The organism is Micromonospora sp. KC723, from assembly GCF_004348595.1.
Lineage (GTDB): Bacteria > Actinomycetota > Actinomycetes > Mycobacteriales > Micromonosporaceae > Micromonospora.
Window position 1 is genome coordinate 15,430 of sequence record NZ_SMKD01000015.1, and the last position, 22,406, is coordinate 37,835.

Annotated in this window: 17 protein-coding genes; 10 read left to right on the forward strand and 7 right to left on the reverse strand. The window is 73.0% G+C overall.

Annotated features, from left to right (window positions below):
- Nucleotides 1–36 precede the first annotated feature (36 nt).
- The 4 genes from E1165_RS05980 to E1165_RS05995 all read left to right on the forward strand — a co-directional run bounded on the left by E1165_RS05980 (nucleotide 37) and on the right by E1165_RS05995 (nucleotide 5,963).
- Complete coding sequence (locus E1165_RS05980; protein ID WP_132388518.1) at nucleotides 37–1,347, forward strand: ABC transporter substrate-binding protein; 1,311 nt, start codon at nucleotides 37–39, stop codon at nucleotides 1,345–1,347.
- Between the two features lie 77 nt (nucleotides 1,348–1,424).
- Entirely contained in the window at nucleotides 1,425–2,378 is a 954-nt protein-coding gene (locus tag E1165_RS05985) for a carbohydrate ABC transporter permease (protein WP_207916655.1), read from the forward strand.
- On the forward strand, nucleotides 2,375–3,253 hold the full coding sequence (locus E1165_RS05990) for a carbohydrate ABC transporter permease (RefSeq protein WP_243704609.1): 879 nt from the start codon (nucleotides 2,375–2,377) through the stop codon (nucleotides 3,251–3,253). The genes E1165_RS05985 and E1165_RS05990 overlap by 4 nt, the downstream gene beginning before the upstream one ends.
- Before the next feature lie 10 nt (nucleotides 3,254–3,263).
- Nucleotides 3,264–5,963 (forward strand): hypothetical protein, encoded by a 2,700-nt coding sequence (locus E1165_RS05995; protein WP_132388520.1) that lies wholly within the window; start codon nucleotides 3,264–3,266, stop codon nucleotides 5,961–5,963.
- Between the two features lie 78 nt (nucleotides 5,964–6,041).
- Here E1165_RS05995 and E1165_RS06000 read toward each other — a convergent pair whose 3' ends face one another.
- Nucleotides 6,042–7,976, reverse strand: coding sequence for a cellulase family glycosylhydrolase (locus E1165_RS06000; protein WP_243704610.1), 1,935 nt, complete (start codon nucleotides 7,974–7,976; stop codon nucleotides 6,042–6,044).
- 243 nt (nucleotides 7,977–8,219) lie between these two features.
- Between E1165_RS06000 and E1165_RS06005 the strand changes: the two genes are divergently transcribed.
- The 5 genes from E1165_RS06005 to E1165_RS06025 are packed head-to-tail and all read left to right on the forward strand — an operon-like array spanning nucleotide 8,220 to nucleotide 13,353.
- Nucleotides 8,220–9,815: an ABC transporter substrate-binding protein gene (locus E1165_RS06005; RefSeq protein ID WP_132388522.1), complete on the forward strand. Its 1,596-nt coding sequence runs from the start codon at nucleotides 8,220–8,222 to the stop codon at nucleotides 9,813–9,815.
- On the forward strand, nucleotides 9,812–10,828 hold the full coding sequence (locus tag E1165_RS06010) for an ABC transporter permease (RefSeq protein ID WP_132388524.1): 1,017 nt from the start codon (nucleotides 9,812–9,814) through the stop codon (nucleotides 10,826–10,828). The genes E1165_RS06005 and E1165_RS06010 overlap by 4 nt, the downstream gene beginning before the upstream one ends.
- Nucleotides 10,821–11,681 carry an ABC transporter permease gene (locus tag E1165_RS06015; RefSeq protein WP_132388526.1) on the forward strand — a complete coding sequence of 287 codons (861 nt, stop codon included), beginning with the start codon at nucleotides 10,821–10,823 and terminating at the stop codon, nucleotides 11,679–11,681. Before E1165_RS06010 ends, E1165_RS06015 begins: the two co-directional genes overlap by 8 nt.
- Nucleotides 11,678–12,682: an ABC transporter ATP-binding protein gene (locus E1165_RS06020; RefSeq protein ID WP_243704611.1), complete on the forward strand. Its 1,005-nt coding sequence runs from the start codon at nucleotides 11,678–11,680 to the stop codon at nucleotides 12,680–12,682. Before E1165_RS06015 ends, E1165_RS06020 begins: the two co-directional genes overlap by 4 nt.
- Nucleotides 12,679–13,353 (forward strand): ABC transporter ATP-binding protein, encoded by a 675-nt coding sequence (locus E1165_RS06025; protein WP_132388528.1) that lies wholly within the window; start codon nucleotides 12,679–12,681, stop codon nucleotides 13,351–13,353. The genes E1165_RS06020 and E1165_RS06025 overlap by 4 nt, the downstream gene beginning before the upstream one ends.
- A 9-nt stretch (nucleotides 13,354–13,362) precedes the next feature.
- On the opposite strand, the gene E1165_RS06030 is transcribed toward E1165_RS06025, so the two are convergent.
- A complete protein-coding gene (locus tag E1165_RS06030) occupies nucleotides 13,363–14,439 on the reverse strand; it encodes a LacI family DNA-binding transcriptional regulator (protein ID WP_243704612.1) in 1,077 nt (358 codons plus the stop codon).
- Nucleotides 14,440–14,681: 242 nt separating this feature from the next.
- On the opposite strand from E1165_RS06030, the gene E1165_RS06035 reads away from it, so the two are divergent.
- A complete protein-coding gene (locus tag E1165_RS06035; RefSeq protein ID WP_132388530.1) occupies nucleotides 14,682–17,876 on the forward strand; it encodes a glycoside hydrolase in 3,195 nt (1,064 codons plus the stop codon).
- Here the strand turns inward: E1165_RS06035 and E1165_RS06040 are convergent.
- The 5 genes from E1165_RS06040 to E1165_RS06060 form a co-directional block, all read right to left on the reverse strand.
- Nucleotides 17,821–18,486, reverse strand: coding sequence for a hypothetical protein (locus tag E1165_RS06040; RefSeq protein ID WP_132388532.1), 666 nt, complete (start codon nucleotides 18,484–18,486; stop codon nucleotides 17,821–17,823). The two genes, E1165_RS06035 and E1165_RS06040, sit on opposite strands and share 56 nt — an antisense overlap.
- Nucleotides 18,487–18,569: 83 nt before the next feature.
- Nucleotides 18,570–18,911, reverse strand: coding sequence for a hypothetical protein (locus E1165_RS06045; protein ID WP_132388534.1), 342 nt, complete (start codon nucleotides 18,909–18,911; stop codon nucleotides 18,570–18,572).
- Nucleotides 18,912–18,953: 42 nt separating this feature from the next.
- The gene (dinB, locus tag E1165_RS06050; protein ID WP_132388536.1) at nucleotides 18,954–20,141 is read right to left on the reverse strand and encodes a DNA polymerase IV; all 1,188 of its coding nucleotides are present in this window, start codon (nucleotides 20,139–20,141) and stop codon (nucleotides 18,954–18,956) included.
- Nucleotides 20,142–20,474: 333 nt separating this feature from the next.
- On the reverse strand, nucleotides 20,475–21,119 hold the full coding sequence (locus tag E1165_RS06055) for a response regulator transcription factor (protein ID WP_132388538.1): 645 nt from the start codon (nucleotides 21,117–21,119) through the stop codon (nucleotides 20,475–20,477).
- Nucleotides 21,116–22,318 (reverse strand): sensor histidine kinase, encoded by a 1,203-nt coding sequence (locus tag E1165_RS06060; RefSeq protein ID WP_132388540.1) that lies wholly within the window; start codon nucleotides 22,316–22,318, stop codon nucleotides 21,116–21,118. The genes E1165_RS06055 and E1165_RS06060 overlap by 4 nt, the downstream gene beginning before the upstream one ends.
- Nucleotides 22,319–22,406: the final 88 nt, after the last annotated feature.

Sequence of the window (22,406 nt, forward strand, 5' to 3'; positions counted from 1 at the left end):
CTCGGCCCCCACCATTACGAGAGAAGGTTCAGCACGATGAAGCGATGGACCAGCACCGTCGCCGTCGCGGCGGCACTCACACTCGGCCTCGCCGCCTGTAGCGACCCCACCGCCGATCGCCCCGCCGACACCACCGTCTCCTGGCCCGCCCCCACCGGCCGGCTCGACGGCGTCTCCCTGACCATCTGGGCCGCGCAGAACAGCAACACCGTACCGAAGAAGGTCATCGAGGGATTCCAGGCCGCGACCGGGGCCAGCGTCGAGGTGGTCACCATCCCCGACCCGTACGAGCAGGGCATCCAGACCAAGGTCGCCACCGGCGACAAGCCGGACCTGGCCTTCTGGCAGCCCACCGCGTCGATGCTGACCGCGATCAACGCCAGGAGCAACCTGCAGCCCCTCACCGACGCGCCGTGGCTGCCGGCGATGGCGCCGCAGCTGCGCGACATCACCGGACTGCTCGACGACACCCGCTACGCCGCCCTGGTCACCAGCCCGGCGGTCGAGGGTGTCTACTACAACAAGGAGGTCTTCGCCGCCCACGGCGTCACCGTCCCGCCGAGGAACTTCGACGAGATGGTCGCCCTGGCCCGCCAACTCAAGGCCAAGGGCGTCACCCCCTTTTACGAGATGGGCGCCGACCGGTGGGCCACCCAGTGGTGGGTGCAGGTGCAGCTCGCCGACGCGGCCAAGAGCGGGCTCTGGGAGCGGATCAACACCGGACAGGAGAAGTTCACCGACCCGACCGTGCTCGGCGCCATCAAGAAGTACAAGGCGCTGGTCGACGAGGGGCTGTTCAACCCCGACATCAAGACGGCGAAGTTCGAGGACCAGGGTGCCGCGCTGCTCGACGGCAAGGCCGCCATGGTCGTGCAGGTGAACTCCTTCTTCGGGCAACTGCAGGCCAAGGCCGACACGGCGACCCTCGACAAGAGGATCGGCTTCTTCCCGATCTCTCCGTCGGGCAACGTCGGCACCTTCATTCCCGACCAGTCCAACGCCCTGGTCGCCTTCGCCACCGGCGACGCCAAGCGGGAGGCCGCAGCCCGGCAGCTGCTGGCGTACTGGATGGGCCCCGGCTACCCGGACTTCCTCGCCGACCGCAACACGGTGTCCCTGCAGACCGCCGTACCCGATCCCGCCGGGGTGCCCCAGGCCCTGCGTGACGTGCACGCCGCCCTCCCGGCGTCGGTCGGCTCCATGCAGGCACAGGCCGTCGCCAACCCCGACCTGTTCCTCAACCTCGCCGACATGATCACCGGCACCACCACCCCGGAGCAGGCCGCGAAGGCCACCCAGGACCAGTTCGCCCAGCTGGCCAAGGCCGCAGGCGCGCCCGGCTTCTAGCCGGCCGCGCACCGCTCGGCGCACGCAGGCGCCGCCGCGCGCCTGCGTGCGCCAGGAGTCAAGGAGCCCACCACCCGATGCCCACGGCAGTACACGCGCCGGCGCCGGACCGGCTCGGTCCGCGACCGCCATCGACCCGCCCCGGGCGCCGCGCCACGGGAACCATCCACCGGCGGACGCATCCGATGTGGTTCCTCGTGCCCGCGTTCGCCATCCTGCTCGTCTTCTTCGTCCTGCCCACCCTGTTCAACTTCGTCTACGCCTTCACCGACTGGTCCGGCTTCAAGAGCGAGATCAACCCGGTCGGCTTCGACAACTTCGCCGACCTCGCCTCCAGCGGTACCCTGTTCAGCGCTCTGCGCATCACCGTCGTCTACGCGGCGCTGGTGGCCGTCTTCCAGAACGTCTTCGGCTTCGCCCTCGCCGTCCTGCTCGAACGCGACACCCGACTCAACCGCGTCGCCCGGGTCTTCTTCCTGATCCCCGTGCTGATGTCCGCCCTCGCCGTCGGCTACCTCTTCCAGGCGCTGCTCAAGCCCGACGGCGGCGTCAACCAGCTGATCGGCGCCGTCGCGCGGCAGCCGTTCGACCACGCCTGGCTCGCCGACAACACCTGGACCATCGTCGTGGTCGCGCTCATCCACTCCTGGAAGTGGATGGGGCTGTCCATGCTCATCTATCTCGCCGGCCTCAAGACGATCCCCGAGGACGTCATGGAGGCCGCCCGCATCGACGGCGCCTCACGGTGGCGCACCTTCTGGGCCGTCCGGTCACCCCTGCTCGCGCCCGCGGTCACCTTCAACGTCGCGACCGCCCTGCTGGGTTCCATGAACGGCTTCGACATCGTCCAGGCCACCACCGGCGGCGGCCCCGCCCGCACCACGGAGATCCTCAACATCTTCATCTACCGCACCTTCGGGCAGGGCCTGTTCGCCCAGGCCACCACCATGAGCCTGGTGTTGTTCCTGCTCGTCGCCCTGATGGCCTTCCCCGTCATCCACCGGTTGCGCAAACGGGAGGAGATCCTGTGACCGACGGCGCGCCCCACCGTACGCTCCCCGCCCGGCAACGCACCGGGATCAGCGACGCGCGGATCTGGACCCGGCTCCAGCCCGTGGTGGCCGCCGCTCTCGTGGTGGCCCTGATCGGCGTCCCGCTCTGGCTCGTCCTGGTCACCGCAGCGAAGTCCCAGGGCGAGGCGATCACCCCCGACCTGTCGTGGCCCGACGACTGGCAACTGTGGGACAACCTCCGCCAGGTCTGGACCGACGCCGACGTCCCCGCCGCGTTTCTCGGCAGCCTGCTGGTCGTCGTGCCCACCGTGGTCGGGGTGCTCCTCTGCGGGTCGATGGCCTCCTGGGTGCTGGCCCGCCGGGCGACCCGCCTCACCGCGGTCCTGTACGCCATCGCGATCAGCGGCATCATCCTGCCGCCCGCCGTGGTCACCGTGGTGCTCCTGCTGCGCCAGCTCGGCCTCGCCGGCACGGTCGTCGGGATGATCGGCGTCTACCTGGGCATCTACCTGTCCACGGTGATCTTCTTCGTCACCGGTTTCGTGCGCACCATCCCGACGTCGCTGGAGGAGGCGGCGCAGACCGACGGCGCCGGCCCGCTGACCGTGTTCCGGCGGGTCGTCCTGCCGCTGCTGCGGCCGGTGCTGGCCACCGCGACGATCCTCGTCTGCCTGTACGTCTGGAACGACGTCTTCTACGCCTTCTTCGTCGTCGGCGGCCGGCTCGACACCCTGCCGCTCAACCTCTTCCGCGTCGCCAGTGCCGGCCTCTACCTCAACAACTGGCACCTCATCTTCGCCTACGTGATCCTCATGAGCCTGCCACTGATCGCCGTGCTCGCCGTCGCCCAACGGAAGATCATCTCCGGCATCACCAGCGGTGCCGTCAAGTAGAGGGAGAACCATGCACACCTTCGTACGGCTCACGGCCGCCCTGGCCGGCCTGACGCTGGCCGCCACCACCCCGATACCGTCACCCGCCGAGGCCGCCGACGCGAGCAGCGACGTGCTCGGTGTCGACTTCGCCCGCACCACCGGCGCGTTCCGCGGTGGCGCGACGGGCACCCTCTACGGCTTCGGCGACGAGGGCGCGCCCACCCAGGCGCTGATCAACGGGGCGCACATCACCAACACCTCGCAGAAGGCGCCGTACGGCACCCAGCACCCGAGCGGTGACGCGATCAAGGTCGAGGACGGCTTCTTCCGCAAGCACGGCAAGGACATGTACATCTACGTCCAGGACTACTACCCGGACTGGCCGTACCACGGCGGTCGCCGGCCCGGGGACAGCCGCACCTACCGGCAGGCCGACGGCACGTACACCGACACGCCGAACGGCGTCTGGGACTACCTGGAGGTGGTGGAGTTCGTGACGGAAGCCGTCGCCACCACCTCGGCCCGCCCCCGCGACTACGTGTTCATCCCCTTCAACGAGCCCGACGGCGGCAACTGGTACCACGACTGGGGTGGGCTGCGGGAGACCTTCCTGGCGGACTGGAAGGCCACCTACGAGACGATCCAGAAGGTCTACGCCCGACACGGCCTCGGTCACGCGCGCATCGGCGGCCCCGGCGACACCCGGTGGCAGCCGGAACGCTCCGCCGACTTCCTGCGCTACGCCAAGGCCAACGCCGTCCTGCCCGACGTGTTCATCTGGCACGAGCTGGGCATCGACAACCTGGGCACCTTCCGTTCCCACTACGCCGACTACCGGCAGCTGGAGAAGGACCTGGGGCTCGACCCGATCCACGTCAACATCACCGAGTGGGGGACGCTGCGCGACATGGGCACCCCCGGGCAGCTCATCCAGTGGTTGTCCATCATGGAGGACCTGAAGATCGACGGGCAGACCGCGTACTGGAACTACGCCGGGAACCTCAGCGACAACAGCGCGCGCGCCAACGCCGCGAACGCGGGCTGGTGGATGTTCAAGTGGTACGGCGACCTGGAGGGCGCCCGGACCGTCGCCGTCACGCCACCCGCCCTCGACACGGTGGACACCCTCCAGGGCATCGGCGCCGTCGACGTCCCCAACAAACGGGCCACCGTGCTGTACGGCGGCGGCAGCAAGCCGGTGTCGCTGCGCCTGTCCGGTCTGGACCCCCGCGTCTTCGGCTCGCGCGTCGACGTCGAGGTCCGCGAGATCACCCTGTCCGGCGCGGAGGGCGTCGCCGGCACCCCTCGCGTGGTCAAGGTCCTCGACGGCGTCCGGCTCGACCGGAAAACGATCAACCTCGACGTGCCCACCTACGATCGGTACGCCGCCTACCAGGTGCTCATCACCCCCGCGCAGGACCGCACCCTCGTCGCCGGTGGTGTCTGGACGGCCAGCGCCGAGGCGGAGCAGACCACCCTGACCTCGGCCACGGTGTACGACCAGGACCCCCGGGGCGGCGGCGGGTGGAAGTTCCTCGCCTCCGGCGGCCGCGACGTCGGCTCGTTCAACCGGCCGACCTCGAAGGCCGACTGGACGGTCACCGTCCCGCGCACCGGTCGCTACCGCTTCCAGGTCATCGGCGGGGCACCCGGCGTGCCGGGCCGCCACGCGCTCTTCGTCGACGACGCGAACCCCACGATCGTGCAGTACACCGCCAACCTGGCCCTCACGTCGTACCAGAAATGGCAGTACCGGGGCAGCGCCGAGGTGACGATCCCGCTGACCGCCGGCCGGCACACACTGTCGCTGCGGGCCAGCCTGGACGGCACCTCCCTGCTGCCGAACGCCGACATCACCCTGGACAAGTTCCTGCTCACCGACGTCACCGACGGCGAGCCCACCAGCTATCCGGCCTCGACCCTGCGCTACACCGGCGGCGCGCGGCTCACCTACCGCAGCCCCGGGGCCCGCGGCCACGCCGACATCCGCGGGGCGGGCGCGCGCGCCGACGCGTACGTTCACGCGTGGGAGACCGGCTATCACGACCTGAGCCTCGACTACCGCAGCACCGCCGCAACGGCCGCCGAGGTCACGGTCAACGGCCGCCGGGTGGCCACGGTCGCCGCACCCCGCCGCGGTAGCTGGCGCTCCACCGTGCGTCTGCACCTCAGCCAGGGCATCAACGAGGTCGAGATCCGCTCGACCAAGGGGATCCTGCTCCAGGGGTTGACCACCACCCGGGCCGCCGGGGCCGACACCGCCGCGGTCACGGTCGAGGCGGAGAACGTCATCCGCCGGGGTGCCGTCAGCATTGCCCGCTACACCGAGGCGTCGGGCAGCAACGCCTCCGGGCTGGCCGGCCTGGGGCACGTCGGCAACGGCGCCGCCAACACCTTCCAGGTGCCGCGCCGGCCCGGTTTCGACCGGCCCGGCGACTACGACATCGTCGTCACCTACGCCAACGCCGAACTCGGCGGCAGCCACGACTACAACCCGCAGGTCATCGACCGTCGGCTGAACGTCACGGAGAACGGCGGTGGCAGCGCGTACGCCTACTTCCGCTACACCTACGCGTGGAACAGCTTCCTGGAGCGCACCATCCCGGTGACTCTCTCCACCGCCGACGGCCCGCTCGTCTTCGGTAACCCGGACGCCTACGCCCCCGACATCGACAAGATCACCATCGCCCCGGCCACCCTGGGCGCGCCGACCACAGTGCGCCGCTGAACCGGCCGACCAGCAGACGCGTGCCCGGGGCGACCCCACGTCGCCCCGGGCACGCCCGGGCGGGACCCGGCAGGCGGCCTACCGGCGGGAAGCGGGCGCGAACACGCTGTCCCGCCAGCGCAGCAGTTCCGAGCGGGCCGTGGCGAGCTGCTCGGCGGTCACCGGTGCTCCGGACGCGGCACCGACCACGAGTGCGACGTGCACCGTCCCGGCGGGGGAGTCGGGGGCGTCGATCAGCAGGCGCTGCGCGGTACGCGCGCCGACCTCCCGGGCGACCGTCACCGGCCCGGTGCCGGGGACGCCGTGCAGGGTGGCGACGTCGCTCACCACGGCGGTGCCGGCGGCCGGGAACGAGGCGGGCAGGTGCAGCTCGGTCGGACCGCTCGGGCGGGTGGCCGGCTGACGCCAGACCAGCACACCGTACTGTCGGCCGGCCACCAGCGCCGACACCGCCGGCATGGTCGCCGGCGGGGTCAGCCAGGCCCGCTGCTGTCCGGCGCCGCCGTAGCCGGAGCGGGCCAGGTCCTCGTAGGCGAAGGCGAGGGTGTCGCCGGCCACCGCACTCGGGTAGAGCCGGTCGAGCAGCCGCCGGTCGAGCCGGAGTGCCGCGGTCCCGGCGTCGTCCAGCTCGACGACCGAGTGGTCCTCGTCGTTCCAGGCGTCCCCGTCGGTCTGCACCTTGTCCGGGTTGCCGTTCATCAGCTCGCGGTGCCGGTCGTGGTAGATGTCCCACTGCCACTGGGTGCCCGACAGCACCGTCCCGCCCGCGCGCGGGTCGGCCCACCACCGGGCTCCGGCCACCCCGGCGTCCATGCCCTGGTACATCGCGCGCAGCATCCACGGGGTCCGGTCGCTGCCGTGGCCGGAGAGCTTGTTGCCGAACTCGGAGACGAACGGCGCGGTGGCCAGGTCGCCGGCCCGGCTGCGGATCCGGTTCATCGCCGCCGCGTACGTGCCGTCGGTGGCGGGGGAGGGGTCCAGGGTGATCCGGGCGCCGTCGTAGTAGTGGCTGTTGAACACGAAGCGCGCGCCGAGCGGCGGGGACTCCGGTAGCCCGCCCTGCTCGAAGAAGCCGGTGTTCCAGAAGACCAGGGGCTCGACGAAGGCCGGTTTCGCCGCCCAGCCGGCGGTGTCCATCGCCGTGCGGAAGCGCTGGTAGAACGGAAGCAGGTGGGTGCGTTCCCACTCCGCGCCGGATCGGCTCTCCATACCCCCGTCGAAGGGCTCGTTGAACGGGTCGAATCCGATGATGTTGCGGAACGACGCGGCCGGCAGCCGCTGCGCGAGATGCCGCATGGCCGCCGTCGCCTGGGTGAGGAACGCGTCCTGGACGCCGATCTCACCGGCCTCGGTACGCAGGGTCCGGTTGCGCCAGAAGTCGGCCATCGCCTGGCGCACGGCGGCGTTGTTCATCATGTTCTGCCCCCACAGGAAGCAGATCCCGCACGACTCGCGGGGGTAGCCGCCGGCCCGGATCACCCACGCCGGTGCCCCGTCGCCGGTGTACCAGCTGTCGCGGTGGAACAGGTGCGCGGAGTAGAGGTCCTGGTGGTAGTCGAGCAGGACGTAGAAACCGCGGTCGGTGAACTCGCGGATCTGCTCGACCGCCCGGTCCAGGTAGCCGGTGTCGATCCGGTCCGGAGCCGGCTGGACCCCCTCCCAGGAGATCAGGAAGCGGATCGTGTTCGCCCCGGTCAGGTCCCGCATGGCCTGTGCGGAGACGGCGGCGTCGGCGCGGCTGCGGAACGGCAGGAGGTTGTTCTCGTACAGCTTGGTGCTGCCCGAGACGTTGAAGCCGCGCAGCACGACCTCGCGGCCCCGCTCGTCGCGGAACACCCCGCCGTGGGCGGGGCGGGGCGTGACGGCGACGGCGGCCCTGCCCGAGGTGGCCACCGGGCCGGCCGGACCGCGCGGGCCGGCCGGCCCGGTGGCCACGGCGCCGGCGGATGTTGTCAGGGCGAGAGTCAGACCCGCCGCTCCCAGAAACGTGAATACCGCTCGCGAAGCACCCATGGATGGATGTTAATGCATGAGTGGCGCGGCGTCTCGCGGTTCCGGCGCGCCGGCCCGCGCGGCCCGCTCCTTCCCGGTCCGCCGACGGTCCTCGCCGCGCCCACCACACCGCTTGTTGCAATGTTGTGGCAACTACGCGATGCTGGCACCAGATGATCAACCTTCGACGCGATGATCGGGCGCACGCGCGGCCGGGCCGGGCCGCCGCACCGCCCACCACCTGACCACTCACGGGAGCATCTGATGGGTACCCCTCTGTCCAGCCGCACGGCGACCCTGGTCGTCGCCGCTCTCCTGGTGGCGGCCGGCTGCTCGTCCCCGGCGGCCACCTCACCGGCGGCCGGCGGTGCCGGCACCCTCGTGGTCGCCACCGCCGGCGAGCCGGACACGCTGAACCCGGTGCTCAACTACGGGGTCGACGGCGGCTCGCTGATCTTCGACGGTCTCGTCGCCCGCGACGGGCGCAACCGGCCCGTCCCGGCGCTGGCCCGCGAGCTGCCGACCGTGTCGCCGGACGGGCGGACGGTCACCGCCACCCTGCGCGAGGGCGTACGGTTCCACGACGGCAGCCCGCTGACCGCCCAGGACGTGGTCTTCACCTACCAGGCCGTGCTGGACCCGAAGGTCGACTCCACGCTCCGGTCCGACCTGGACGTGCTCGCCTCGGTCGCCGCGCCGGATCCGTCCACCGTGGTGTTCCGACTGAAGTACGCCTACGCGCCGTTCCTGCAACGGCTCACCCTCGGTATCGTGCCGGCCAGGGCCCTCGCCGGGCAGGACATCAACCAGGCCGGCTTCAACCGCAGGCCGGTGGGCACCGGCCCGTACCGGGTGACGTCGTGGACGCCGGGCGACCGGCTCGTCCTGGCCGCCAACGAGGCGTACTGGGGCGGCCGGCCCGCCAACTCCGGAGTCGTGGTGGCCTTCGTCGCCGACGACAACGTCCGCGCCCAGCGGATGCGGGCCGGGGAGTTCGACGCCGCGGAGTTGGCGCCGAAGCTGGCCTCCGGCTTCGACCGACAGGCCGGCTACCGGGTCGAGCGGGTGCCCACCGCCGACTACCGGGGGGTGATGCTGCCGATGGGCAACCCGGTCACCGGGGACGTGGCGGTGCGCCGGGCGCTGACCGCCGCGGTGGACCGCCAGGCGATGGTCACCGGTGTGCTCGGCGGGGCGGGGGAGCCGGCGTTCGGGCCGATCCCGCCCTCGTCGGAGTTCGCCGCGCCGTCGACCACCGGCACCGCCACCGCCGACCCGGCCACCGCCACCGCCACTCTCGACGCCGCCGGCTGGCGGCCCGGCCCGGACGGCATCCGGGTCCGCGACGGCCGCCCGGCGGCGTTCACCCTGATGTACCCGGCCACCGACAGCCTGCGCAAGGAACTCGCCCTCGCCGTCACCGCCGACGCCAAGAAGATCGGCATCAGGATCACCCCCGAGGGTCTCACCTGGGACGCGATCACCCCCAGGATGCGCACCGACGCGCTGGTCATGGGCTACGGCACCCCGTACGACCCGGACTTCGTCTCCTACAAGCTGTTCGGCTCCGCCTTCGCCGGCCAGGGCTTCTTCAACCCCGGCTCCTACCGGTCGCCCGTGGTCGACAAGGCGTTGCAGGACGGGCGCGACAATGCCGACCCGGCCGCCCGCAGGGCCGCCTACGCCATCTTCCAGCAGCAGCTCGCCACCGACGTGCCGTGGGTGTTCCTCACCTACCTTCAGCACACCTACGTGGTGCGGGACACGGTCGCCGGGGTCACGCCCCGGGTCGAGCCGCACGAGCACGACGTGGCCAACAGCCTCTGGTGGAACATCCACACCTGGACGAAGACCTCGTGACCGCGACCGCCGCCACCTCGTCCCGTCGTCGCCGGCGGCTGGCGGGCGCCGGCGCGGTGGTCCGCCGCCGGCTGATGGTCGCCGTACCGGTCCTCGCCGCGACCAGCGTCGGCATGTTCGTCCTCGGCGCGGCCTCCCCGATCGACCCCGCCCAGCAGTACGCCGGCGCGGCGGCGTTCACCACCAGCGAGGAGAACCTGGCACAGATCCGCGCCAACTGGGGCGTCGACGACCCGCTGCCGGTGCAGTACGCCCGCTGGGTCGGCAACCTGCTCCGCGGCGACCTGGGTTGGTCGACCAGCCGCCACGAACCGGTGACCGACGTGCTGGCCGCGCGCGCCGGCTGGACGCTGCTGCTGGTCGGCGCCGCCCTGGCGCTGGTGCTGGCGGCGAGCCTGCTGCTGGGCACCCTCGCCGCGTACCGGCGCGGCGGCTGGTTCGACCGGACTCTCCGCGCCGGCGCGTACGCGGTGCAGTCGATGCCGGTGTTCTGGCTCGGCCTGGCCGCCATCGCCGTGTTCGCCCTGGCCCTCGGGTGGCTGCCGGCCGGTGGGCTCACCGACGTCACCGCCACCGGAACCCACCCCGCCGACGTTGCCCGGCACCTCGTCCTGCCGGTCACCGTGCTGGCGGTCTCCCAGGCGCCCTGGTTCGTGCTGTTCGTGCGCGACACGGTCGCCGAGAGCCTGCGCGACGACCACGTCCTCGCCGCCCGGGCCCGCGGCCTGCCCGGCCGCACCGTCCTCTTCGGCCACGCCCTGCGTACCGCGCTGCTGCCGTTCCTCACCCTGGTCGGCACCCACCTGCCCGAACTGGTCGGTGGCGCGGTGCTGGTGGAGACCGTGTTCTCCCTGCCCGGCCTCGGCGCGGTCACCGTCCAGGCGGCGCTGGGCGGCGACTTCCCGCTGCTGGCCGCCACCACCCTCGCCACCACCGTCGTGGTGCTGACCGCCAACCTCCTCACCGACCTGGCCTACGCCGCCGCCGACCCCCGGGTACGCCTCGATGACTGACCTCGCCCTGCCCGCCCGACTCCGGCGACCGGCGTTCCGGCCCGGAATCGCCCTCGCCTCGGTCGTCCTGGTCGGCGCGGTCGCCGCCTGCCTGGCCGCGCCCCTGCTCTGGCCACTCGACGAGAGCGCGGTGGACCTGGCCCGGATCCGGCTCGCCCCCTCCTGGGAACACCTGGCCGGCACCGACGACCTGGGTCGCGACGTCGCCCACCGCAGCCTCTACGGGCTGCGCGTGTCGCTGCTCGTCGGGGCGGTCGCGGCGGTGGTCGCCGCCGTGGTCGGCGGCCTCGTCGGGACGGTCGCCGCCACCTGCGGCGGCCGGGTCGACCGGGCGCTGATGCGGGTGGTCGACACCATCGCCGCCCTGCCACACCTGCTGCTGGGGATCTTCATCGTGGCGATGCTGCGCCCCAGCCTCGGCGCGGTGGTCCTGTCCATCGGGTTGACCCACTGGCTGTCCACCGCCCGCATCGTGCGCGCGGAACTGCTCAGCCTGCGCACCCGCCCGTTCGTCGACGCGGCGGTCGCCGGCGGCGCCAGCCGTGCCCGGGTGCTCACCCGCCACCTGCTGCCCCACGTCCTGCCGCGACTCGCGCTGGCCACCACGCTGATGGTGCCGCACGCCGTGTGGCACGAGACCGCGCTGTCCTTCCTCGGCCTCGGCCTGCCCCCGCACCTGGCCTCCCTCGGCAACATGATCAACGACGGGCAGCGCTCCCTGCTGACCGGCGCCTGGTGGGCCAGCCTGGTCCCCGGGCTGCTGCTCGTCGCCGTCACCCTCGCCCTGGCCGCCCTCGCCGGCCGGTGGCGCGACCGCCTCGACCCCCGCGTACGAGCGGAGCTGCACCTGTGACCACCACCGCACCGGCCACCACGACCACCGCCCACGGCGAGCACCGGCCCACCCTGCTGGACGTCGACGGGCTGACCGTCCGCTTCCGGCTCCGCGAGACCGTGGTGCACGCCGTCACCGACCTGCGGCTGACCGTCCGCCCCGGCGAACTCCTCGCCGTGGTCGGGGAGTCCGGCTGCGGCAAGTCCGTGCTCGCCCACGCCCTGCTCGGCCTGCTGCCCGGCAACGCCACCGTCACCGGGCAGGCCCGCCTGCACCCACCCGCCGGGGAACCGGTCGACCTGCTCGGCTGCGGCGAGCGCCGTCTCGCCCGCCAGGTGCGCGGCCGTGCGCTCGGGCTGGTGCCGCAGAGCCCGGCCACCGCGCTGACCCCGGTACGTACCGGCCGGCGCCTGCTGGAGGAGACCCTGCGCGCCCACGACCACTCGCGTCGGGACGCCGCGACGGCCGCCGACCGCCTCGCTGTCGACGTCGGCCTCGACCCCGCCGACCTCGACCGGTACCCGCACGAGCTGTCCGGTGGCATGGCGCAACGTCTCGTCACCGCGCTGGCGCTGGCCCCCGATCCGCCGCTGCTGCTCGCCGACGAACCCACCACCGGCCTGGACCGGCCCCTGGTCGACCACACTCTCGACCTGCTGCGACGTCGCTGCGACACCGGCGCGGCGGTCCTGCTCATCACCCACGACCTGGCCGCCGCCCGCCGGGTCGCCGACACGGTCGCCGTCATGTACGCCAGCCGCCTCGTCGAACACCGGCCCACCGAGGCCCTGTTCGACACCCCCATCCATCCGTACACGGCCGGGCTGCTCGACGCCCTGCCGGAGCGGGCCTTCCGGCCCGTACCCGGACATCCGCCGATGCTCACCGACCTGCCTCCCGGCTGCGCCTTCGCCCCGCGTTGCGACCGCGCCACCGACATCTGCCGGACACCACCGCCCCCGATGCCGCACGGCCCGGGCCGCGCCGCCTGCCACCACCCGCTGGGAGCCTCGGCATGACCGGCGCGCTCGTCGCCCACCAGATCACCGTCCGCTACGACCGGCAGCGCGTCCTCGACCGGGTCGACCTGCGGATCGCCGCCGGCGAGACGGTCGGGCTGCGCGGTCCGTCCGGCAGTGGCAAGTCCACCCTCGCCCGGGTCCTGGCCCTGCTGCGCGCCCCCGACAGCGGCCACGTCACCCTCGACGGCCAGCGGCTCCCGGGCGTCCGCCACCGGCTCCCGGCCGCCGTCCGTACCCGGGTCGCGATCCTCTTCCAGAGCCCTCGCGCGGCCACCGACCCGCGGCTGAGCCTCGCCGACGTCATCGCCGAGCCGCTCCGCGCGACCGGCACCCCGCGCGAGCGGGCCCGCGCCCGGGCGAGCGAACTGGCCGACCTCGTCGGCCTCACGCCGGACCTGCTCGCCCGCCGTCCGCACGCGGTCAGCGACGGGCAGCTGCAACGGGCCTGCCTCGCCCGCGCCCTCGTCCACCGGCCCGCCTACCTGCTCTGCGACGAGGCCACCGCCATGCTCGACGCCTCCACCCAGGCACACCTCGCCGCAGTCGTCACCGACTACCAGCGACGGCACGGGGCAGGGGTTCTGCTCGTCACCCACGACGCCAGCCTGATGGCCCGCTGGGCCACCCGGGTGGTCGAGCTGCCCGCCGGAGGGCGACCCACCGATTGAGTTCGGGCGTCAGCGCTGTCGTCGGGGCGGGGCCGTGCTGTCGCGCAGCACCAGCCGGGTGGGCACCAGCGTGGTGCCGGTCCCGGTCGAACCGGTGCGGACCTGCCGCAGCGCCGCCTCGACGCAGCGGCGGCCGACCTCCGCGAAGTCCTGGTGGACCGTGGTCAGCGGCGGGATGAACGAGCCCGCCTCGGCGATGTCGTCGAAGCCCACCACGCTCACGTCGCGGGGCACCACCCGGCCTCGCTGGTGGAACGCGCGGAGCACGCCGAGGGCCATCTGGTCGTTGGCGACGAACACAGCCGTGCATTCCGGCTCCTCGGCCAGCTCCAGCCCGGCCCGGTAGCCGGCCTCGGCGGACCAGTCGCCCCGGCGCAGCGGGGGCACCGGCCGTCCGGCCTCCCGCAGCGCTCCGTGCCAGGCCAGCGCGCGTCGTTCGGCGGCGAAGGACTCCGGCGGCCCGGCCACGTGCCACACCGTCCGGTGCCCGAGGTCGAGCAGGTGGTGCACGGCCTGGCGGGCCCCGTGCGCCTGGTCGGTGTCGACGACGCAGTAACGCTCACCGGCGTCGGAGTCGACGATGACGACGTGGACGTCCGGCGGCAGGACCACCGTCGCGGTGTCCAGCAGGTGGACCTCCATGATGACGATGACGGCGTCGACGGCGAGCTCGCCGAGTCGGGTGAACGCGCCGTTGACCCGGTCCTGGGTGGGGGTCGTGACGGGGATGAGGGTGATGACGTAGCCCGCCTCGGCGGCGCACGTGGCGATCGCTTCCAGGGTGCGGCTGTTGCCCGTGGTGGCCAGGGTGAACAGCACGACACCGATGGTCCGGAACTCGCCGTACTTCAGGGCCCGCGCGGCGCCGTTGGGACGGTAGCCGAGCTGCCGCATCGCGGTGAGCACCTGCTCGCGGGTGGCGGGGACGACGCCCGGGTGGCCGGTCGAGACGCGCGAGACGGTCTGTGACGAGACACCGGCCAGGCGGGCCACGTCGGCCATCGAGACGCGTCGACGACGCGGCGGTGCGGGCGGGCCGGTACCGGGTGGACCGGACGACGTCTCCGGTGGCCGGGTCGTGCTCATCCCCCCGTCGCCTCCTCACGGTCCGGGCCGGTCCGCCAGGGAAATCGGCGTGGCGGTGACGTCTTGACGGGCCGGTAGTCGGCTGACACTATCCCGGCACCGATGTTTACGTAAACATTGCCGGTCGGTGTCCATTGAGACCCTCCTGGCACCTCCTCCTCCGGTCGTGATGTTTGCGCGAACATCTGGCCGCCCGGCCGTCGGCCACCGGCGCTCCGCACAACGAAGGAGACCCGCCCACCGTGAAGGGACACCCATCGGTCCGACGGCTCGCCGCGGCCGTCACCACCGTCATCGTCACCGCCGGCACCCTCACCGCCGGTGCCGTCACCACCCCCGCCGTCGGCGCCGCCCAGAGTGCCGCCGCGCAGAACCCGACGGTCACCGTCCGACCCGACCCCTCGTACCAGGGGCAGGAGTTCGAAGGTTGGGGCACCAGCCTGATCTGGTTCGCCAACGCCACCGGCGACTACCCCGACGAGGTCCGCGAGAAGCTGGCCGACCTGGTGTTCGGCCCGCAGGGTCTCAACCTGAACATCGCACGCTACAACGTCGGCGGCGGCAACGCCCCCGACGTCCCCGACTACCTGCGCCGGGGCGGGGCCGTGCAGGGCTGGTGGAAGGCCCCCGCCGGCACCACCCGGGCCGACAAGGACTGGTGGAACCCGGACGACCCCAACCACTGGAACTGGGACGCCGACCGGACGCAACGCTGGTGGATCGACCGGATCAAGGCCGACATCACCCACTGGGAGACCTTCAGCAACTCGCCCCCGTGGTTCCAGACCGTCAGCGGGTACGTCTCCGGCGGGTTCGACTCCAGCAAGGACCAGATCAGAGCCGACAAGGTCGACGACTTCGCCACCTACCTGGTCCGGGTCACCGAGCACCTCGAAGACGCGCACGGCATCACGGTCGACACCATCGATCCGCTGAACGAGCCGAACACCAACTACTGGGGCACCCGCCTCGGCGCCGACGGCAACCCCGTCGGCGGCCGGCAGGAGGGCGCGCACGCCGGCCCCGAACTGCAACAACAGGTGATTCGCGCGCTGGCGGAGAAACTGCGGGCCGCCGGCAGCGACACCATCATCTCCGCCATGGACGAGACCAACCCCGGCACGTTCCTCACGAACTGGAACGCCTACGGCGACGACGTGCGCGACCAGGTCGCCCAGCTCAACGTGCACACCTACGGCACCGGGCAGCGCACCGCCGTACGGGACATCGCCAAGGGCGAGGACAAGCCGTTGTGGATGAGCGAGGTGGAGGGCTCCTGGGGCAACGGGCACAGCCTCACCAACATGGCCCCCGGTCTCGGCATGGCCCAGCACATCATCGACGACCTGCGGGAACTGGAGCCGTCGGCCTGGGTGTTCTGGCAGCCGGTTGAGGACTACGACAACATGAAACCCGGCGGCGAGTTCCCGCAGGGGTCCAACTGGGGCAGCATCCAACTGTCGTTCGACTGCACTTCCACGGACACCCTGGAAACCTGCCCGATCTACACCAACACCAAGTTCCACACGGTCCGCAACTTCACCCACCACATCCGCCCCGGCGACCGGCTGATCGCCGTCGGCGACACCGCCAGCATCGCCGCCGTCTCCGCCGGCAAGCGGGCCACCGTCGTGCACGTCAACTCCGGCACCCAGGCCCGGACCGTCCACCTCGACCTGTCGGCCTTCGGCACCGTCGCCCCCGACGCCACCGTCACCCCGGTGGTCACCAGCGCCGACGGCGCGTTGCGTACCGGCGCCCCGGTCGCCGTCCGCGACCGTGCCGCCCGGCTGGAGGTGCCCGCCCAGTCCGTGACGACGTTCCTCGTCGCCGGGGTGTCCGGCGTCGCCAAGGACGCCGCGCTCGTCCAGGACGGCCACGTCTACCGCCTCCGTGGTGTGCAGAGCGGCCGGTCCCTCGCCCCGTCCGGCAGCACCTCCGGCGCGGTGATCCGCACCGACGACCCGCGCAACGCCGACCAGCTGTGGCGGCTCACCAAGCTCACCCAGGGACAGGGCAACCGGGACCGCTACGCCCTCACCACCGCCCGGGGCGACCGGCAGGCCGCCGTCGTCGACGGGGCCGTCACCCTCGTCCCCGCGCTGGCCGAACCCGCGCCGGCGGCCCAGTGGATCCTCTCCACCACCGGTGACGGGACGTACACCCTGGTCAACGTCGCCACCCGGCGGCTGCTGGAGGTCGGCGGCCAGGCCACCCAGGACGGCGCGGCCGTGTCCACCTGGCTGGCCAACTCGGGAGCCAACCAGCGGTGGCGGATCGTCGACGAGACCGTCCTCGGGATCGAACCCACCCGGGCGTTCACCGTGCCGGGCACCGTGCCGACGCTGCCGGCAACCGTCGTCCCGATCCACCGCGACGGTTCCCGTGGCACGCTTCCCGTCAGGTGGCGGCTCCCCGCCGCCTGGACCTGGCAGAAGCCAGGCACGGTCACCGTCCGGGGGCAGGCCACCGACGTGCTCGGGCGCACCCACGCCGCCCTGGCCACCGTCGTCGTCGACACCCTCGTCAGCACCGAACCGACCCGGGCCAAGACCATCCCCGGGGGCCAACCGGAGCTGCCGGCGACGGTGACCGCGGTGGCCCGGGGCGGCGCTACCGTCGACCGCCCGGTGACCTGGCAGGCCCCGCCCGCCGGGGCGTACGACAAGCTCGGCGTCGTGACCGTCCAGGGGCAGGCCGACGCCGGTGACGGCCGTATTCTGCCGGCCACCGTCCGGGTCCAGGTCACCGTACCGGTCGAGCGGAAGACCCCGACCGGTACGGTCACCGCCACCTTCACCGAGCCGGGTTACTCCACGGCCGGCCTGACCAACGGCAACCTCGCCGACAAGGCCTGGTCGAACTGGAAGCCGGAGAACAAGAACACCAGTGACACGCTCACCGTCACCCTGCCGGAGCGGAAGACCCTCACCCGGGTCGTGACCCACTTCTACCGTGACGGCGGCGACAGCTACCCCGACAGCCTGCGGGTGCAGGTCCGCGACCCGCAGGGCAACTGGGTCGACGCCGGGAACCCGGTCACCGTCCCGACCGGCACCCCGACCGGGCCCGTGGTCGAGGCCCCGGTGCCGCCCACCCTCACCGACGCGTACCGGATCGTGCTCACCGCGTACCCGAACCGGCACATGACCATCAGCGAGATCGAGACCTACGCGCACGGGCCCGGCACGTCGTCGGACGCCAGCGCCTCCGCGATCCTGCTCGACGGCAAACCGGCCGTCGGGTTCGACCCCGACCGCAACACCGTCTACGTGGTGGCCAAGGGGGCGCTGCCGTCGGTCAGCGCGGTGACCGTCGACCCGTACGCCGAGGTGACGGTGCGCCAGGCCGACGTCCGCAACCGGACGGCGACCGTGACGGTCACCAGTGAGGACGGTTCCCGCTCGCGCACCTGGTCGGTGCAGTTCCGGCGGTGATCCCGGCCCGCCCGCGCCCCCGGGCGGCGGGCCGGCGGGTCCGGTGGTGGCCAGCACACCACCGGACCCGCCACCGGCCTCCGGGGCCGGCCAGGACAACCCCGGCCACCAGCGCAGCACCGCGCACCTGCCCCGACCAGCAGCGCGTTTGGCTGGCGGGAGTGGGGGAAGACACCGGCGCCGGGCGGCGGACGAACCCGTCGGCCGGCACCCCGGCAGGCACACACCGAGGAGGAACGACGATGGCCGACGCGCGACGGAACGCGACCGCGGCCGGCAGCCGGCCCACCGGCGCCCGGAAGGCCACCGGCGCGCGCAAGGCCCCGACGAACCGCGCGGCGGCGGCGAAGAAGACCGCGACCGCCACCAGGCGGGCCACTGGGGCGAGCGCGGCCAGGTCGCCGGGGGAGAAGCCCACCACGACGACGGCGCGGGCGGCGCGGAAGAAGGACGTGGCCGCCACGGCGACCCCCGCGCGTGCCAGGAAGGCGCCCGCGACGCGGGCGCCCGCGAAGAAGACGCCGGCGAAGAAGGCCACACCGGCCCGCGCGCGGACCACCGCCAGCCGGACGCCGGCGAAGAAGGCCACCACCATGGAGTCCTTCGGCACCCGGCGGAGCAGCCGCTGACGGTCGCCGCACGGCGGCGGCCGGTCACACCCCGGCGCGGCGGCGGGACGGTGGTGCGCCGGAGTCAGGCGACCCGGGGCACCGGCACGACCGGCGACGCGACCCGGCGCGCCGTACCCGCGATGTCGCCGGTCTGGACGACCTCCGTCGCCTCCGCTGCCTCCTCGCCCCCGACGGTTCCGTCGGCCGTCGGCCCGGCGGCGGCCTCGATCGCCTCCAGCAGCGCCCGCAGCCGGCCCGCCTCCTCGACGGCCATCCGGAAGGAGCCCCGGCAGACGGCCCCGCGCCACAGCGACAGCACCACAACCGCCCGCTCCGGGTGGAAGCTGACCCGCATCGTCCGATCGTCGGCCCGTAGGTCGGTGAACAGGTCACCGAAGCCCGGCATCGGCAGCACCTCTCCCATCCACCAAGGATGCCCGAGGGCAGGTCGCGGGGAAAGGTCGCGTCAGTCGGGCAGGCGGGGCATCTCCAGCCCGGGGGCGCGGCCGAGCAGCGCGGCCCGGGTCAGCGCCGCCGACCCGAACCGGTTGCGCACGGCGTCGACGGCCGCGTCGAGGTCGACGGTGGGATCCGGCGCGAACGGCAGCTCCGGCTGCACCGGGGCGTCGTCGAGGTTGCCGACCGAGACGCCGACCAGCGTGACGCCCCGGCGGTCGATCTCTGGCAACGCGGCCCGCAGCAGCGCCCGGGCCGTGTCGAGCAGGGTGGCGGTCTGGGCGGTGGCCTTGCCCAGGGTGTGCGAGCGGGTCGCCCGGGTGTAGTCGGCGAACCGCAGTCGCAGCACCACCGTGCGACCGGAGCGGCCGGCGGCCCGCAGCCGCCGGGCCACCCGGTCGACCAGGCCGGACAGGATCGCGTCCAGGTCGGCCGGGGTCCTCGGCCCGCCGCCCAGCGCGTGCTGCGCGCCCATCGAGGACCGGCGGCGGCCCACCTGCACCGGTCGGGGATCCCGGTTGTGCGCCAGGGCGTGCAGATGCCGCCCGGCGCCGCCGCCGAGCAGCGACACACACGTCGCCTCGCCGAGGCGGGCGACCTGCCCGACGGTACGGATGCCCCGCTCGCGCAGCTTCGCCGCGGTGACCGGGCCGACGCCCCACAGTCGCTCCACCGGCAGCGGGTGCAGGAAGTCCCGCTCACCGTCCGGCGGCACCAGCAGCAGCCCGTCCGGCTTGGCGACGCCGCTGGCCACCTTGGCGAGGAACTTCGTCCGGGCCACCCCGACCGTGATCGGCAGGCCGACCCGCTCGCGGACCTCGGCCCGCAGCCCTACCGCGATCTCCAGCGGCGGGCCGACCAGCCGGCGCAGCCCGCCCACGTCCAGGAACGCCTCGTCGATGGAGAGCCCCTCCACGACCGGCGTGGTGCGCCGGAAGATCTCGAACACGGCCCGGCTGGCCGCCGTGTAGGCGGCCATCCTGGGTGGTACGACCACCGCGTCCGGGCAGAGCCGTCGGGCCTGCCGCCCGCCCATCGCGCTGCGCACCCCGCGCGCCTTCGCCTCGTAGCTGCACGCCAGCACCACGCCCCCGCCGACGATGACCGGCCGGCCGCGCAGCCGGGGGTCGTCGCGCTGCTCGACCGACGCGTAGAACGCGTCCAGGTCGGCGTGCAGGATGGTGGCCTCGGTCGACACGAACACATGTTCGCATGGCGGCCCACCGCCACCACGTTGACCTGCCCTAACGTCCTGCAGGTCGCGGAACACCCGGGGCGTACCCGAACTCCCGCGCATCCCCGGCCGCCTCGCGGCGAGCACCGCGTGCATGCGCGGGGCCGGCCCGTGCCGCTGCCGTCCGGGCGGCACGCCGAGCGGGCCGAGACCGGCGGCGACGGGATCGCCGGCCATCTTCCACGGGTACGGCGTCCGACGCGTCCGCCCGGCGAAGGCGGCGTGTGCACGGCGCGGAGCGCCTCGACGTCGGCGAAAGTCGCACGTCTGGTCAGCGTCGTTGCGGGATCCTGCCGGTTACCCGACGAGGCGCCGCTCCCACGCCCACGCGGCGATCTCCACCCGGTTCCGGGCCGGTAGTTTGGCCTGCACGCTGGCGAGATGCGTCTTGACCGTGCCGACGGAGATGAACAACTGCGCGGCGATCTCGGCGTTGGTCATGCCGCGGGCGACGAGCTTCACCACGTCGGTTTCGCGGGGGGACAGGGTGCCGGTGTCACCGCCGCGCGGCGTGGACCGGTTGACGTGGGCGAGCAGACGCACGGTGACCGAAGGGCTGATCATGGCTTCGCCGGACGCGGCCGCGCGGATCGCCTCGACGAGCAACGCCGGCCCCGAGTCCTTGAGGAGAAACCCGCACGCCCCGTTGCGCAGCGCGGTGTGAACGTACTCGTCGAGGTCGAAGGTGGTGACCACGACGACCCGGATCGGGTCGGCGACGCCGGGGCCGGTGAGCAGCCGCAACGCGTCCAGGCCGTCCATTCGGGGCATGTGGATGTCCAGCAGTGCCACGTCGGGGCGTAACCGGCGGGCCAGGGCGACCGCCTCGACGCCGTCGGCGGCCTCGCCGACGAGTTCCATGTCCGGCTGCGCGCCGATGATCATTCCGAAGCCGGCGCGGACCATCGCCTGGTCGTCGGCGACCAGTACCCGGATCGTCATGTGCCCCGCCGGGCGTGCAACGGCAACGCAGCCTCCACGGTCCACCCTCCCGTCACGCCCGGCCCGGCGTGCAGCCGGCCCCCGAGCGCCCGGGCCCGCTCGCCGAGGCCGAGGAGGCCGAAACCGCCGGGCCCGGCCCGGCCCGACGCCGCCGCGTTGTCCGTCACCTCCACCAGGAGCCAGTCCGGCGTACGGTGCAGGGACACGTCGACCGCGCTCGCGCCGCTGGCGTGCCGGCGTACGTTGGTCAGCGCCTCCAGGACGATCCGGTAGGCGGAGGAGTCCGCGTCCACCGGAAGCCCGTCCAGGGCTCCGTCCACCCGCAGCCGGACCGGCGGACCGCCCGAGGCGTTGAACCGTTCGATCAGCGGGGCCAGGTCCGCGGTCCGGGCCAGCGGGGTGATCGGCGACGCGTCGCGGTCGTCCCGGCTGGCGACACCACGGCTGTTCCGGTCGTCGCAGTTGCGCAGCACGCCGACCATCCGGCGCATGGCCGACATGGTCTCCGCGCCGGCCTGTTCGATCTGGGCCAACGCGTGGGCGGCCCGATCCGGGTCCTGGCGGACGATCAGACGAGCGCCCTGGGCCTGTACCACGATGCCGGTGACGTGGTGCGCGATGAAGTCGTGCAGGTCGCGCGCGAACTCCGCCCGCTGGCGGTGGAGCACGTCGACGAGCCGGCGTCTCCGCTCGGTGTCCAGGGAACGCAGGTAGCTGCCCACGCCGACCACCGCCATGGCGATTATCCCGTAGTCGATGTTGTAGTCAAAGCTGTTCACGAACTCCGGTTGGGGCACCCGCAACGGTTGGGCCGCGATGGCCGCCACGCCGGCGACGACCGCCACCAGCGTGAGCCGCCCGGCCCCCCGGCGGGTGACCACGAGCAGGGAGAGCAGGAGCCCCACCGCCTCGGCGGCGCCCCAGAATCCGCCCACCCCCCGCAGGCCGGGCAGGAGCGAGAGCGCGGTGACCGCCAGCGAGCCGCCGAACAACAGCAGGGCCCGCACCGACAGGCGTCGGGCGTGGTGCTGGTGGCGCGGCACCCACACCAGCGTGGCGGCCGCCGCGAGCCCCAGGGAGGCGGGCATCAGCGGCAGCGACCGCTGCTCGACGTCGTGCCGAATCAGAGCCGCGCCGATCAGCAGCATCGCCAGTCGGGTCAGCCAGAACAGCCAGGTCCTGCCGTCATCACGTGCCATCGCCGGGTCAGCGTACGCACCGTGCGTCGGCTCGTGGATCAGCCAAAAGGCAGAGGGAGGCCGGGTCCGGTCCTGCCTGTCGACGGAT